This is a genomic window from Flavobacterium sp. OHVDL-2026-0007 (genome assembly GCF_059882335.1).
The window spans coordinates 1907783-1924688 of record NZ_CM187612.1 but is presented as its reverse complement, the minus strand read 5'-3'; the positions used below and the strand labels follow the sequence as shown (position 1 = coordinate 1924688).

At 38.0% G+C, this 16906-nt stretch carries 9 protein-coding genes; 8 read left to right on the top strand and 1 reads right to left on the bottom strand.

Features of this window, described 5'->3' with window-relative positions; translation table 11 throughout:
• Positions 1-38 precede the first annotated feature (38 nt).
• From AC51AA_RS07355 to AC51AA_RS07320, 8 genes are all read left to right on the top strand, one after another.
• The gene (locus AC51AA_RS07355) at positions 39-419 is read left to right on the top strand and encodes a YegP family protein (protein WP_500705245.1); all 381 of its coding nucleotides are present in this window, start codon (positions 39-41) and stop codon (positions 417-419) included.
• A 473-nt stretch (positions 420-892) separates the two neighbouring features.
• Positions 893-8662 (top strand): phage tail-like protein, encoded by a 7770-nt coding sequence (locus AC51AA_RS07350; RefSeq protein WP_500705243.1) that lies wholly within the window; start codon positions 893-895, stop codon positions 8660-8662.
• 56 nt (positions 8663-8718) lie between these two features.
• On the top strand, positions 8719-9573 hold the full coding sequence (locus AC51AA_RS07345; RefSeq protein WP_500705241.1) for a phage tail-like protein: 855 nt from the start codon (positions 8719-8721) through the stop codon (positions 9571-9573).
• A gap of 2 nt (positions 9574-9575) precedes the next feature.
• On the top strand, positions 9576-10361 hold the full coding sequence (locus AC51AA_RS07340) for a phage tail-like protein (RefSeq protein ID WP_500705239.1): 786 nt from the start codon (positions 9576-9578) through the stop codon (positions 10359-10361).
• Positions 10358-11179, top strand: a complete 822-nt coding sequence (locus AC51AA_RS07335; RefSeq protein WP_500705237.1) for a phage tail-like protein — start codon at positions 10358-10360, stop codon at positions 11177-11179. The genes AC51AA_RS07340 and AC51AA_RS07335 overlap by 4 nt, the downstream gene beginning before the upstream one ends.
• A 58-nt stretch (positions 11180-11237) precedes the next feature.
• Positions 11238-12494, top strand: a complete 1257-nt coding sequence (locus AC51AA_RS07330; protein WP_500705235.1) for a T9SS type B sorting domain-containing protein — start codon at positions 11238-11240, stop codon at positions 12492-12494.
• 112 nt (positions 12495-12606) lie between these two features.
• Positions 12607-13524: a PorP/SprF family type IX secretion system membrane protein gene (locus AC51AA_RS07325; RefSeq protein ID WP_500705233.1), complete on the top strand. Its 918-nt coding sequence runs from the start codon at positions 12607-12609 to the stop codon at positions 13522-13524.
• A gap of 11 nt (positions 13525-13535) precedes the next feature.
• Positions 13536-15470, top strand: coding sequence for an OmpA family protein (locus AC51AA_RS07320; RefSeq protein WP_500705231.1), 1935 nt, complete (start codon positions 13536-13538; stop codon positions 15468-15470).
• Positions 15471-15636: 166 nt separating this feature from the next.
• Here the strand turns inward: AC51AA_RS07320 and AC51AA_RS07315 are convergent, their stop codons facing one another.
• Positions 15637-16845, bottom strand: coding sequence for an anhydro-N-acetylmuramic acid kinase (locus tag AC51AA_RS07315; protein WP_500705229.1), 1209 nt, complete (start codon positions 16843-16845; stop codon positions 15637-15639).
• Between the last annotated feature and the right edge of the window lie 61 nt (positions 16846-16906).

Sequence of the window (16906 nt, the reverse complement as noted above, 5' to 3'; positions counted from 1 at the left end):
CGAAATCAATAATCAATTTAGAAGCAAATAATTTTGAAATGGAAAAATTTATAATTTATAAAAAGTCAAATGGAGAATTTCAGTTTGATTTTATAGATAAAAAAGGTAAAGTGATCCTTAGTAGTGGTGGATACACAAGAAAATTGATGTGTATAAAAGGAATTGAGTCTGTAAGGCGTAATTCACAAGACAACATAAAATTTTTTAGGAAGACAGCTTTAAACAATGAAACCTTTTTTAATTTGAAGGCTTTCAATGGAAAGATTATTGGAGTAAGCAAAAAGTTTAAGGATAGATTTTCGCGTGATAAAGGTATCGAATACTTGAAGAAAAAAGCGCCAAATGCCATAATTGAAGATCGTTCAAAGCAATTGATTAAAATAATTCCCTGTCTTTCATCTTTAGATATGACAGCTTAATAATAGGAAGCAGTAAGACTGGTTTCCTTGTTTTTTGTACTATTGATATACCCTTGTATATTTTTTTCTCCGCTATGTCGGAGATTCACTTCGCAATTTAACGGTTGTTTATAACTCCGGCCTTTTTTAAAATTAGGCTGTCAAGATGTACTGTGCTTATTTCCCAAAGTAAGTTCATGCGCCTTAGTATTGGCTATCATTAAATCAATTGAGAGCAGTATCGCTATTTTTTCAATCAAAATATTTTGTAGAAAAAGTTCTACACGTTGTGGTTTTGAATTCTACATATTTTTGATTTTCACCCATTTACATTTGCCAAATGATTAATTGATAGGATTTTAAAATCTTTTCTATAGACCCCAAATCTAAAAAAAAATTAATCGTGTTTTTAAAAAATGAGGATTGATCATTTTCTGAGTTTTTCTATTTGATCGATTTCTTGTTGAAATTAATTGTTTTTTAAAATATTTTTTATGAAAAATTATTACTTATTACTCTTCTTAACAGGGTTTGGATTTTGGGGTCATGCACAAGTAGGTATTGGAACGCAATTACCTAATGCATCAAGTCAGCTTGATGTCGTTGCATTAAATAAAGGTATACTCATACCTAGAGTTGCGTTAACTAGTACTGTAGATAAAGTTACTATTAGTGCTGGAAATGTAAATAGCCTTTTGGTTTTTAATACGCAAACGATTAATGACATCCAGCCTGGTTATTATTACTGGTACATTGATAAATGGTACAGACTAGGTACTGCAGGTACTGAAACCATTACAACATTAGTTGACAATAAGAATGGGACAGTTACTTATACAAATGAAACTGGGACAGCAGTAACTATTAATTTAGGTTCAGGTTTGCAAGGGATACCAGGAACTAATGGAATTGACGGTAAGTCAATTACCGGAGATACTGGAGTACCAGGAGCTACTACTCCAGGGAAAGATGGGGATACTTACGTTGATAATAGTACTGGAAATGTATATGTTAAACAAGGAGATACTTGGGTAAATACAGGAAACATCAAAGGCCCAAAAGGTGAAGATGGTAAAGATGGACTTGATGGTCAATCAATTACTGGAGGAACTGGAGCACCAGGAGTTACAACTCCAGGGAAAGATGGAGATACTTATGTAGATAATAGCACTGGAGATGTTTATGTTAAACAAGGAGATACTTGGGTAACTACAGGAAATATCAAAGGCCCAAAAGGTGATGACGGTATTGATGGAAAATCTATTACTGGAGGAACTGGAGCGCCAGGAGCAACAACTCCAGGGAAAGACGGAGATACTTATGTAGATAATAGCACTGGAGATGTTTATGTTAAACAAGGAGATACTTGGGTAATTACAGGAAACATCAAAGGCCCTAAAGGTGATGACGGTATTGATGGAAAATCTATTACTGGAGGAACTGGAGCACCAGGAGCAACAACTCCAGGGAAAGACGGAGATAGTTATGTAGATAATAGCACTGGAGATGTTTATGTTAAACAAGGAGATACTTGGGTAATTACAGGAAATATCAAAGGTCCGAAAGGTGAAGATGGTAAAGATGGTAAAGATGGACTTGATGGTCAATCAATTACTGGAGGCAGCGGAGCACCAGGAGCTACTACTCCAGGTAAAGATGGGGATACTTACGTTGATAATAGTACTGGAAATGTATATGTTAAACAAGGAGATACTTGGGTTAATACAGGAAATATCAAAGGTCCGAAAGGTGAAGATGGTGAAGATGGTAAAGATGGACTTGATGGTCAATCAATTACTGGAGGCACCGGAGCACCAGGAGCTACTACTCCAGGGAAAGATGGTGATACTTATATTGATAATAGTACTGGAGATGTGTATGTTAAACAAGGAGATACTTGGGTAAGCACAGGCAATATCAAAGGCCCAAAAGGTGAAGATGGTGTTGACGGTACAAATGGAGTTGACGGAAGGTCAGTTACTGTAGTTGATAATGGAGATGGTAGTTCAACCATTACTGATGGTTCAGGAAATTCAGTTACTATTAAAAATGGTACTAACGGTGTTGATGGAACAAACGGAACAAATGGTACTGACGGTAAATCAGTTACTGTAGTAGATAACGGAGATGGTAGTTCAACTATTACTGATGGTTCTGGAAATTCAGTTACTATTAAAAATGGTACTAACGGTGTTGACGGAACAAACGGAACAAATGGTACTGATGGTAAATCAGTTACTGTAGTAGATAACGGAGATGGTAGTTCAACCATTACCGATGGTTCTGGAAACACAGTTACTGTTAAAAACGGTACGAACGGAGTTGATGGTAAATCAGTTACTGTAGTAGATAACGGAGATGGTAGTTCAACCATTACCGATGGTTCTGGAAACACAGTTACTGTTAAAAACGGTACGAACGGAGTTGATGGTAAATCAGTTACTGTAGTAGATAATGGAGATGGAAGCTCAACCATTACTGATGGTTCTGGAAATTCAGTTACTATTAAAAATGGTACTAACGGTGTTGACGGAACAAACGGAACAAATGGTACTGACGGTAAATCAGTTACTGTAGTAGATAACGGAGATGGTAGTTCAACCATTACTGATGGTGCTGGAAACACAGTTACTATTAAAAATGGTACTAACGGTGTTGACGGAACAAACGGAACAAATGGTACTGATGGTAAGTCAGTTACTGTAGTCGATAACGGAGATGGTAGTTCAACTATTACCGATGGTGCTGGAAACACAGTTACTGTTAAAAATGGCACTAACGGTGTTGATGGTAAATCAGTTACTGTAGTAGATAATGGAGATGGTAGTTCAACCATTACTGATGGTGCTGGAAATTCAGTTACTGTTAAAAATGGTACTAACGGTGTTGACGGAACAAACGGAACAAATGGTACTGATGGTAAATCAGTTACTGTAGTTGATAATGGAGATGGAAGTTCAACCATTACCGATGGTGCTGGAAACACAGTTACTGTTAAAAATGGTACTAACGGTGTTGATGGTGAATCAGTTACTGTAGTAGATAACGGAGATGGTAGTTCAACTATTACTGATGGTTCTGGAAATTCAGTTACTATTAAAAATGGTACTAACGGTGTTGACGGAACAAACGGAACAAATGGTACTGACGGTAAATCAGTTACTGTAGTAGATAACGGAGATGGTAGTTCAACCATTACTGATGGTGCTGGAAACACAGTTACTGTTAAAAATGGTACTAACGGTGTTGACGGAACAAACGGAATAAATGGAGTTGATGGTAAATCAGTTACTGTAGTAGATAACGGAGATGGTAGTTCAACCATTACCGATGGTTCTGGAAACACAGTTACTGTTAAAAACGGTACGAACGGAGTTGATGGTAAATCAGTTACTGTAGTAGATAATGGAGATGGAAGCTCAACCATTACTGATGGTGCTGGAAACACAGTTACTGTTAAAAATGGCACTAACGGTGTTGATGGTAAATCAGTTACTGTAGTAGATAATGGAGATGGTAGTTCAACCATTACTGATGGTGCTGGAAATTCAGTTACTATTAAAAATGGTACTAACGGTGTTGACGGAACAAACGGAACAAATGGAGTTGATGGTAAATCAGTTACTGTAGTAGATAACGGAGATGGTAGTTCAACCATTACTGATGGTGCTGGAAACACAGTTACTATTAAAAATGGTACTAACGGTGTTGACGGAACAAATGGAACAAATGGTACTGATGGTAAATCAGTTACTGTAGTAGATAACGGAGATGGTAGTTCAACCATTACCGATGGTTCTGGAAACACAGTTACTGTTAAAAACGGTACGAACGGAGTTGATGGTAAATCAGTTACTGTAGTAGATAACGGAGATGGTAGTTCAACCATTACCGATGGTTCTGGAAACACAGTTACTGTTAAAAACGGTACGAACGGAGTTGATGGTAAATCAGTTACTGTAGTAGATAATGGAGATGGAAGCTCAACCATTACTGATGGTTCTGGAAATTCAGTTACTATTAAAAATGGTACTAACGGTGTTGACGGAACAAATGGAACAAACGGAGTTGATGGTAAATCAGTTACTGTAGTAGATAACGGAGATGGTAGTTCAACCATTACTGATGGTGCTGGAAACACAGTTACTATTAAAAATGGTACTAACGGTGTTGACGGAACAAACGGAACAAATGGTACTGATGGTAAGTCAGTTACTGTAGTCGATAACGGAGATGGTAGTTCAACTATTACCGATGGTGCTGGAAACACAGTTACTGTTAAAAATGGCACTAACGGTGTTGATGGTAAATCAGTTACTGTAGTAGATAATGGAGATGGTAGTTCAACCATTACTGATGGTGCTGGAAATTCAGTTACTGTTAAAAATGGTACTAACGGTGTTGACGGAACAAACGGAACAAATGGTACTGATGGTAAATCAGTTACTGTAGTTGATAATGGAGATGGAAGTTCAACCATTACCGATGGTGCTGGAAACACAGTTACTGTTAAAAATGGTACTAACGGTGTTGATGGTGAATCAGTTACTGTAGTAGATAACGGAGATGGTAGTTCAACTATTACTGATGGTTCTGGAAATTCAGTTACTATTAAAAATGGTACTAACGGTGTTGACGGAACAAACGGAACAAATGGTACTGACGGTAAATCAGTTACTGTAGTAGATAACGGAGATGGTAGTTCAACCATTACTGATGGTGCTGGAAACACAGTTACTGTTAAAAATGGTACTAACGGTGTTGACGGAACAAACGGAATAAATGGAGTTGATGGTAAATCAGTTACTGTAGTAGATAACGGAGATGGTAGTTCAACCATTACCGATGGTTCTGGAAACACAGTTACTGTTAAAAACGGTACGAACGGAGTTGATGGTAAATCAGTTACTGTAGTAGATAATGGAGATGGAAGCTCAACCATTACTGATGGTGCTGGAAACACAGTTACTGTTAAAAATGGCACTAACGGTGTTGATGGTAAATCAGTTACTGTAGTAGATAATGGAGATGGTAGTTCAACCATTACTGATGGTGCTGGAAATTCAGTTACTATTAAAAATGGTACTAACGGTGTTGACGGAACAAACGGAACAAATGGAGTTGATGGTAAATCAGTTACTGTAGTAGATAATGGAGATGGTAGTTCAACCATTACCGATGGTTCTGGAAACACAGTTACTGTTAAAAACGGTACGAACGGAGTTGATGGTAAATCAGTTACTGTAGTAGATAATGGAGATGGAAGCTCAACCATTACCGATGGTTCTGGAAATTCAGTTACTATTAAAAATGGTACTAACGGTGTTGACGGAACAAATGGAACAAACGGTGTTGACGGAACAAATGGAACAAACGGTGTTGATGGTAAATCAGTTACTGTAGTAGATAATGGAGATGGTAGTTCAACCATTACTGATGGTTCTGGAAATTCAATTACTATTAAAAATGGTACTAACGGTGTTGACGGAACAAATGGAACAAACGGTGTTGACGGAACAAACGGAACAAATGGAGTTGATGGTAAATCAGTTACTGTAGTAGATAACGGAGATGGTAGTTCAACCATTACAGATGGTTCAGGAAATTCAGTTACTATTAAAAATGGTACTAACGGTGTTGACGGAACAAACGGAACAAATGGAGTTGATGGTAAATCAGTTACTGTAGTAGATAATGGAGATGGAAGTTCAACCATTACAGATGGTTCTGGAAACACAGTTACTATTAAAAATGGTACTAATGGTGTTGACGGAACAAACGGAACAAATGGAGTTGATGGTAAATCAGTTACTGTAGTTGATAACGGAGATGGTAGTTCCACTATTACTGATGGTTCAGGAAATTCAGTTACTATTAAAAATGGTACTAATGGAGTTGATGGTTTAGCTGGAACAAATGGTATTGATGGATTAAAAGGAGATAAGGGAGATACTGGAGCAGTAGGCGCTCAAGGGCCTATTGGTCTAACTGGTCCAACTGGATTAAAAGGAGATACTGGAGCAGTAGGTGCTCAAGGTACTATTGGTTTAACAGGTCCAACTGGATTAAAAGGAGATAAGGGAGATACTGGAGCAGAAGGTGCTCAAGGTTCTATTGGTCTAACAGGTCCAACGGGATTAAAAGGAGATGCTGGAGCTGTAGGTGCTCAAGGACCTATTGGTTTAACTGGCCCAACTGGTTTAACTGGTCCAACAGGAGCAACTGGATTAAAAGGAGATATTGGAAATACAGGAGCAGTAGGAGCTCAAGGCCCTATTGGATTAACTGGTCCAACAGGTCCAATAGGAGCAACAGGATTAAAAGGAGATACTGGAAATACAGGAGCAGTAGGAGCTCAAGGCCCTATTGGATTAACTGGTCCAACAGGTCCAATAGGATCAACAGGATTAAAAGGAGATACTGGAAATACAGGAGCAGTAGGAGCTCAAGGTCCTATTGGTTTAACTGGCCCAACTGGTCCAACAGGTCCAATAGGAGCAACAGGATTAAAAGGAGATACTGGAAATACAGGAGCAGTAGGAGCTCAAGGTCCTATTGGTTTAACTGGCCCAACTGGTTTAACTGGTCCAACAGGAGCAACTGGATTAAAAGGAGATATTGGAAATACAGGAGCAGTGGGAGCTCAAGGTCCTATTGGTTTAACTGGTCCAACAGGTCCAATAGGAGCAACTGGATTAAAAGGAGATACTGGAAATACAGGAGCAGTAGGAGCTCAAGGTCCTATTGGTTTAACTGGCCCAACTGGTTTAACTGGTCCAACAGGAGCAACTGGATTAAAAGGAGATATTGGAAATACAGGAGCAGTAGGAGCTCAAGGTCCTATTGGTTTAACTGGCCCAACTGGTCCAACAGGTCCAATAGGAGCAACAGGATTAAAAGGAGATACTGGAAATACTGGAGCAGTAGGAGCTCAAGGTCCTATTGGTTTAACTGGCCCAACTGGTTTAACTGGTCCAACTGGTTTAACTGGTCCAACAGGAGCAACTGGATTAAAAGGAGATATTGGAAATACAGGAGCAGTAGGAGCTCAAGGTCCTATTGGTTTAACTGGCCCAACTGGTTTAACTGGTCCAACAGGAGCAACCGGATTAAAAGGAGATATTGGAAATACAGGAGCAGTAGGAGCTCAAGGTCCTATTGGTTTAACTGGCCCAACTGGTTTAACTGGCCCAACAGGAGCAACTGGATTAAAAGGAGATATTGGAAATACAGGAGCAGTAGGAGCTCAAGGCCCTATTGGATTAACTGGTCCAACAGGAGCAACCGGATTAAAAGGAGATACTGGAAATACAGGAGCAGTAGGAGCTCAAGGTCCTATTGGTTTAACTGGCCCAACTGGCCCAACTGGTTTAACAGGTCCAACAGGAGCAACTGGATTAAAAGGAGATACTGGAAATACAGGAGCAGTAGGAGCTCAAGGTCCTATAGGTTTAACAGGTCCAACAGGATTAAAAGGAGATAAGGGAGATGCTGGAGCAGTTGGTGCTCAAGGGCCTATTGGTCTAACAGGCCCAGCAGGTGCATCTACGCCTCAAACTATTTCTCATTATTTAACTTCTGCTGGTAATACACTTACAAGTGATGTTAACGGAATAAAACCTACAGCACCTATTATTAATACTAATGTCCTATCGGTTTCGGGTAACAACTTAGTGTCCACTATAAACGGTGTGCAGTCAACAGGAACGGTAAGTCTATCAGCTTTAGAACCTTGGCAAGTACAAGGTGGGACAGTAAAGGCCACAACTAATATTGAAAATATTTACCAAACAGGTACAGTAGCTGTTGGAACAAGTACAATTCCCTCTTTCGTAGTGGGAGGAACGACCATCACTCCTAAATTTCACGTAGCTGGAGACATCTCTACTACAGGGAAAATCTGGACAACAAATAGTGTGTATGCGGATTATGTATTCGAAAAATACTTTGTAGGTCAATCTGAAATTAATCCTGATTACGAGTTCAAGTCATTGAGTTATGTAAAGGAGTTCATTAGAGCGAACCATCATTTACCTGGAGTAGCTTCAATTGATGAGTTACGTAAAGCAGCAAATGGCTATACGTTTGATATGACACAATTAACGATCCAAAGTTTGGAGAAAATCGAAGAATTGTACTTGCACACCATTGAGCAAAAAGAAAAAATTGATCAACAACAAACAGAAATAGATACTCTTAAAAAAGCGTCTAAAGAAACCAATGATCGATTAGAACAGTTAGAGAAGTTAATACTTAAGAAATAAAATAATTGAACTATAGGAGGGTTTCCTCCTGTAGTTCTCCTTTATAAATAATTATCATGGAAAAAGTAATAACCATTTCTTTAGTTTTTCTTATCACTGCATTTAATTTAAATGCACAGACAGGAGTAAATACAAGAAATCCGATTGGGTCTGCTATTTTTGAAGTAAGCAGTACCAGCAAGGGAGTATTGGTACCTCGGCTTAATATCACAAGTTTAACTTCAAAATCGCCGGTCACAGCAGCGGTTATGCCGGATGGTTTGTTAGCTTATAATAGTGGCGCTTCTAATAGCCAAACATTACATTACTGGGATGTTGCAGCTAACGCCGCCAGTGGTGCCTGGATACAACAATTATATTTTAAAGAAACGCCTAAAGTTGCGACTATTGGGCTTATCAATAATTTGGCATTATTAGATGACAAGGGGAGAGGAGTTGAAGAGACGATTTGCCCTCCTATTAATAATTTTAAAATAATATCCTCGGGTTATATGCCAGGTTTAAGATTAGATAACAATGGATATGGTGCGATTGCCGTAGGTCCTGGAACGTATACACTAGAGATATCTTATTTATTGAATGCTCCAGCACCATTCCCGTCTACTAATGGGACCATAGTAAGTAATGGTTATTACAATATGGGCTATTTTAGTGATCTTTTCATTCTTCCTTTTAATCCAAGCACAAATACCTATGGAGTCTATAGTCCAGGGATTCGTGTAGAAGGTGCTATTCTATCAAAGATTTTAGTAGATCATCGAATGCGTTTTTTACACACTTTTGCGGTAAGTGGGGCAGGTCAGGTATTTGAACTTGATCTGAATTTAGGTAGAAGAGATGGAACTACTTTTTACGATTTGGTTAATGTAATTGCCAGTGGTACTATTATTAAATTAACGAAATTAAATTAACCATGAAAAAATATAGTATCGTGATTTTTTTACTAGTCTTTAATGGCTATGTTCACGCGCAAGGTCTTGCAGGAGTAGGTAAACAAGTAGTTAACAGTGCAGCGGTTTTAGACCTATCAAATAGCACCAGTAAGGCTTTTTTACCAGCACGAGTTGCTTTAACCGATTTGTTTAGCACTACTAACCCAGTTGTCAATCCAATAGAGGGACTTATTGTTTACAATACAGGTACCGTACAACCAAAAGGTTTCTATATCTGGAATAAAGGTACATGGAGTTTAATGGCTGCAAAAGAGAACTCAGTAACCAATGCAGTAATTCAAAATACAACAAAGGTTAGCGGATTTAATTTGTCTACTATAGGGGTCTATACACCGCTTTTAGGTGGTATTCAGGTATTTAGTAGTATTCCTGGTTTTACAACCAGTGGAAGCAACTTTACTTTGCCTCCAGGTAATTATACTATTCAGGTAGCATTAAATATTCAGGTCCCATTGGAGGTTCCTTCTAATGGACTTGGTAATACGGTTCGTACCAATGTACATTACTATTCGGCTAAACTTGCTAACGGAGCAACTACTTACGGACTTGTGATGCCGGATAATCAAACATCCAATTCAAGCAGCCCCACAAATAGTAAACAACATGTAGCCAATTTTTCTTTTAGTTTTCAAATTACAGCAGTGACCACAATGAGTTTCAATCTGGCACGCGTTACTGGAGGTACGTATGGAGGTAATATCGACATTTTAAATTCATTTATTCACATTCAGCGCTCTATGTTATGATCAAGTATAGAAAGAAATTATGTATAGTATTTGTGTTTTTCTCTGCATTAGGTTGGGGGCAAACAGGTATTAATACCAGAACTCCCGCGGCTTCTTCAGCTTTGGATGTTTCTGCGACAGATAGAGGAGTATTGTTACCACAGTACACATTAGGGAGTTTAACCGATGCGGTAAGTCCCGTAAATGCACCAGTTGAAGGATCTTTGATTTATAATATCGGAGGAGTTAATCCCAAAGGTTATTATTATTGGACCGGACTAAGATGGGAAAGAATGATCGTAAAAGGAGAAACGGATCAGATTTTGAACGTGAAGTATGCGGCTTATACGCCGACCAATGAGACTGTTTCTCTGACTTTGATCCCCGATGGTGTTACAACAGCTAATATTGTGCAATTTCCAAGTACTTATACGACAGTGGTAAATACGATAGTTGGAGTGAATTATACATCAGGTCCATCTATTACTTTACCTAAAGGGGCTTATCGGGTAGATATCACTTTCGATTGCATGTCTCCTACTACTGCGGCTTATAGTAACAAATTTGAAACGGCAGCGATAAATCAGCTGTATGTTGTAAATGCAGCAATTGTAAATTCAGCTAATGCACTTATTTCAGATTTAAAAGTAGCCTCTACTATTTCTGAGGCAGGTGATCCAAGAAGTATCCAGGGATATAGATTCTCTTACTTTTTCACCTTGCCAGCAGATCAGATCGTAAAAGTCATGTTAAACCATAACGACGGCGCTTCAGATTCAACATTAACGAGGGACAATCAGGCAGGATTGATTGTTACTTTTTATAAGATGTTCGAATAACGTAAAAAAATATTCAGAGTTTAAGCTCGATATAAGTTTTACCTAATACTAGTAAACTATGAAATCCAAAAATAAAAATATTCTTTTAACTCTTTTAGCATTGTGCAGTGGAACCTTATTTGCCCAGACAGTCAATACAGGTGATTTGTACATAAGTGAAGGGACTATTATGTCTACAGTAGGTGCTATGGATAATAAGAGCAGTGGTAATTTGTTTAATGACGGAGATTTTTTTGTTTATAGTCATTATAATAATGACGGTCTGGTTACTTTCTCCACTAGTGCTACCAAGGGAATAACTAGGATGAGAGGATTAGATGGTCCTCAAGAAATTTCAGGGAGTATACCAATGGAATGGTATCATGCGGAGTTTAAAAACAACAACATTCAGCCAGCATTCTATTTATCTAATCAGGTAAGTGTTTCAGGGACCGCTGATTTTAATCAAGGGATTGTTGATGATGATAATTATGGAGGCTTATTAACTTTTGAAAAAGGAGCTGAGGCTATTAGTGTTAGCGATGTAAGCTTTGTAGATGGTAAAGTACAAAAAAATGGAAAGGATACTTTTACGTATCCAATAGGAGATAAAAACAAATATCGATTTGCTGGTATTTCAGCACCAGAAGAGCTGTTGAGTAGTTTTACAGGAAAGTATTTTTATGAAAATTCAGATGCTCTATATCCGCATTCGGATAAACCCGAAACAATTAAACTCATAAACGATCAAGAGTATTGGACGTTAGATAAAACGGCCGGTAATTCGGATGTCATGTTAACCTTGAGTTGGGATGAGGCATCAACCACACCAGCAAACATATTAGTGGCACCACAGAGTGAAATACATATTGTTCGTTGGGACGTAGCAACACGTCTTTGGGTTGATGAAGGTGGGGTTGTAGATAGCGTTAACAAAACAGTGACCACACCTATAAATGTTTCGGGATACAATGTATTTACTACGGCAAGAGTAGATGACGGTATCGTATTGGCCTGCAGTACTCTAGTGGTTCATAATGCCTTTTCACCCAATGATGATGGTAAAAACGACTATTTCCAAATTGATGGATTAGCGGACTGTGCAGAAGAAAATACAGTAGAAATATACAATCGTTGGGGGGTGAAAGTTTTTGAAACAGCCAATTATGGGGCTAATGGAAATGTTTTTAAAGGCTATTCGGAAGGAAGAGTAACCATTTCAAAAGATAAACTCCTTCCTACAGGAACTTATTTCTATGTTTTAAACATCAAATATTCAGGGGCTAAACCACAAACTATAAAAAAAGCGGGCTATGTCTATTTAAGTAGAAATTGATTTTGTTCCACAAGCTAGAAATTTCAATAAGTAATGATACATCTCCAAAAGTTCGCTCAATATATTGTTAGCAATATAGGGATGTTATAATGGGGGTATTAAAAAGAACGATATGAGAATAAAATATTTAACAATAGTGATGATGCTAATGGGGTTTCTATGCACTGCGCAACAAGATGCTCAATTCACACAGTATATGTACAACACCATCAATATTAATCCAGCTTATGCAGGATCTCGAGGAGCATTGAGTGTTTTTGGTTTATATCGTACCCAATGGGTAGGACTAGATGGCGCGCCTGAAACCAGTAGTTTTTCGGTTAATACACCCATCAACAATAGTAATTTAGGAGTGGGGGTTTCCTTAATCAATGATAAAATTGGGCCTACTAATGAAAATACTTTATCGGCGGATCTTTCGTATACGATACAAACATCGTCGGATTTTAAGCTCTCTTTTGGAGTTAAAGCAACAGGGAACTTGTTCAATTTGGATGTGACCAAATTAAATCCAGTAGATCAGGGTGATCCCCAATTTCAAGATTTAAATAACAAATTTTCTCCCAATGTAGGAGCTGGAGTTTACTGGCATTCCAATAAAGCCTATATCGGTTTATCGGTTCCGAATTTTATCGAAACCAAGCGCTACGATGACAATGATGTTGCCATTTATAAAGATAAAATCAATTATTATTTGATCGCTGGTTATGTGTTTGACTTGGATCAATACCAGTATATCAAATTCAAGCCAGCGCTATTGACAAAAATGGTAGAGGGTGCTCCATTGCAAGTGGATGTATCAGCCAATTTTATGTTCAACGATAAATTTGTGGCAGGTCTGGCTTATAGATGGAGTGCTGCCTTGAGTGCTATGGTGGGCTTTCAGATTACTGAGGGACTTTATCTAGGGTATGCTTATGATAGAGAAACGACTCATTTGAACAATTACAATTCAGGATCTCATGAGATATTTCTAAGATATGAATTTTTCAAAAGTACTAGTAAAATGACCACTCCACGTTTTTTCTAAAAATAATGATTATGAAAAAAAATATACTTCTTTACATTACCCTATTCAGTGTTTTTTCAATTGAAAGTTATGCCCAGCAATCCAAGATCAATTCTGGAGATAAAAAATACGATCAATATGCGTACATCGATGCAATCAAAACCTATGAGCGTGTAGCTGAAAAAGGATATAAATCCGAAGACATGTTTAAAAAACTAGGCAACTCCTACTATTTCAATTCCGAGTTTGCTGCTGCAGCAAAGTGGTATGGCGAACTTTTTGCTATGAATACTGAGGTGGAACCAGAGTATTATTACCGTTATGCTCAATCGTTAAAATCCACTGGAGACGTGGCTAAAGCCAATAAAATGCTCGATGAGTTTAATGCCAAGTTTAAAAATGACAATAGGGGTAAACTGTATAAAGGAAACACGAACTATATGGCTCAGATCAAAGCCAATTCAGGGAGGTACAAGATTGAAGATGCCGGGGTAAATTCCAAATACTCCGACTACGGAACCACCATGCACAACAATAAAATCTATTTTGCCTCTGCAAGAGATACGGGTAATTTCTCTCAACGCAAACACAAATGGACCGATGCGTACTTTACCAATCTTTACCAATCGGATCTTGATGAGCAATTTAATCCCAATGGAGTGAAAGCATTGAAATCAAAAATCAATTCTAAATTTCATGAAGCGACTCCTGTATTTACCAAAGACGGGAAGACTGTTTATTTTACTCGAAACAATTTTATTGACGGTAAAAAAGGGAAGAATGAACAAAAGACAACCCTAGTTAAACTCTATAAAGCAACTCTTGAAAAAGATCAATGGACTAATATAACAGCACTTCCTTTTGATAGTGATCAGTACAGTACGGCGCACCCTGCCTTAAGTCCGGATGAGAAAACCTTATACTTTGCCTCTGACATGCCTGGAACTCTAGGACAGTCAGATATTTATAAGGTAAGTATTGATGGCAACGGAGCATTTGGGACTCCAGAGAATTTAGGAAGCACCATCAACACAGAAGGAAAAGAAACTTTTCCCTATGTGAGTGATGAAAATGAACTTTATTTTGCCTCAGACGGCCATCCTGGAATCGGTGGATTAGATGTGTTTGTTGGAGAGATTAAAGAAAAGGGTATCAGTGAAATTAAAAACATAGGATCGGATATTAATTCACCCAATGATGATTTTGCTTATATAATTGACACTCAAACAAGAAGAGGCTTCTTTTCTTCGAATAAAGATGGCGGATTAGGATCGGATGATATCTATAAGTTTTTAGAAACCAAAAGACTCAAATGTATCCAAGAATTAAGTGGTGTTATTACAGATTTTAAAACAGGAGCTATCCTATCAGGGGCAAAGGTGACCTTGTTTGATAGTGACTCGCAACTTTTGATCTCTACTCTCTCGGATAGCAACGGGTTGTATACTTTCGCTGTTGAATGTGGTAAAAGTTATTATGTAAGAGCTGAAAAACCTGATTATACCACCAAAGAAGTTGCCGTTACGATAGCCTCGGAAAGCGGGAAAACCACTTTATCAATTGCTTTAGAAAAAGCTGGATGTCAAGTAACTATTGGTGATGATTTAGGGAAGTGTTTTGGAATTAAAAATATTTATTTTGATTTGGATAAATCCAATATTCGAAGAGAGGCAGCCTTAGATTTGGAAAAAATATTAGATGCTTTAAAACAGTATCCGGCCATGAAAATAGATATTCGTTCACATACTGACAGTCGTGCAACAGCCAAATACAACCTAGCCTTATCCGATAGAAGAGCCAAATCAACTCTGCAATGGCTTATCAAGAACGGTATAGCGGCTGATCGATTAACCGGTAAAGGTTATGGTGAAAGCCAACTTATAAATGGATGTTCTGATGGTGTAAACTGTACAGAAGAGCAGCACCAAGCCAACAGACGTAGTGAATTTATTATTACTGCTTTATAGGTGAGAATAAATTTTGAAATTATTTTTTGATCATCGGAACTAATACTATTGTATTTATTCGGAAATGTCTTTTAAATAGGTGCATGCTAAAAAATAGATCTAAAATGGGTTTGATTCGTTTTTGGTTATGTATAGAGTAGGTAAATAATTTATTTTTTATTGCTCTTTATGTTGGAAAAGAAATTTTCCCCATAGATACCGATGGAATTCCCTTGCGAGATCCAAAATCTGAAGTTCCGCCGGTAATCGTTTCATTGGCTAAAATGGCAAATAAAATGGCTTCTTTGGCATCTCCTGAAATGCCTAATTCACTGGTATTAGAGAAAGTGCAAGCTAAGAGTTCTTTTAGCCAGCCTACTAATAAAGGATTGTGTGCGCCTCCACCCGACATATAGATGGTAAAACTTTCCACTGGATAGCTAGTGTTGTTTATAGAGGATTGAATGGCCGTGGCTATGGTTTCGGCACTGAATCGGGTAAGTGTTGCTAATAGATCTTCAATAGTAATATTCTCGGTTTTGCTTTGGATTTGCGCATTTCGTACATAGGCTATATTAAAAAGCTCTGGACCGGTAGTCTTAGGGAAAGAGGCCAAGAAGAACTCGTCCGCTTTTAGGCACTGTAATAGAGCATGATTCAAAGTACCTTGTTTGGCAATTTCGGCATCTTTGTCATAAGACTTCTCTGGGAAATGTAATCTGGTAAAAGCATCGATTAAGGTGTTCCCAGTCCCTGTATCGGTTACAAAAACGTCTTCAGGATTACAACTCGAAGGTAAATAGGTGAAATTAGCAATGCCTCCCATATTGAGCATAATGCGATTCTCGCCTTTTTTCCCAAAGAGGAAGTAGTCTCCGTAAACAGCTAGAGGTGCTCCTTCGCCACCTGCAGCAACATGTTTTTGTCTGAAGTCCGACAGGGTTATGATACCTGTTTTTACTGCAATATGATCGCCGTCTCCAATTTGTAAAGTGGCATTTGGAAATTTCTCCTGTTGGTGTAGGATTTTTGGAGCATGAAAAACGGTTTGCCCATGAGAGGCTACTAGATCAACCTGTGTTGTTGGGATTTTCCAAGTGTTGAGGCAGTCTAAAATCATAGTAGCGTGAAGCAGTCCAATCCATTCATTGAGCAATACAAGTTTTTGAAAATCTACAGTTTGTTGGGCAAAAACAGTTCTAATTTCGGATTTTATATCTTCTGAATAATCAACAGTTTCAAATTGGATTAATTGTACCGTTGTATTTTCGCCCGCACCTGAAATTTCGCATAAAGCTACATCTAATCCATCGAGTGAAGTTCCAGACATTAGTCCAATAATAGTTCGGGTTGGTTTTTGAGCAATTTTATAGAGTAATTCAAGATTGGCGTTCATGATTATAAGGTAAAGCGTTTTTTGTTTTTATGGAGATCGTTTCTTTTTGTTAATGGTTTAA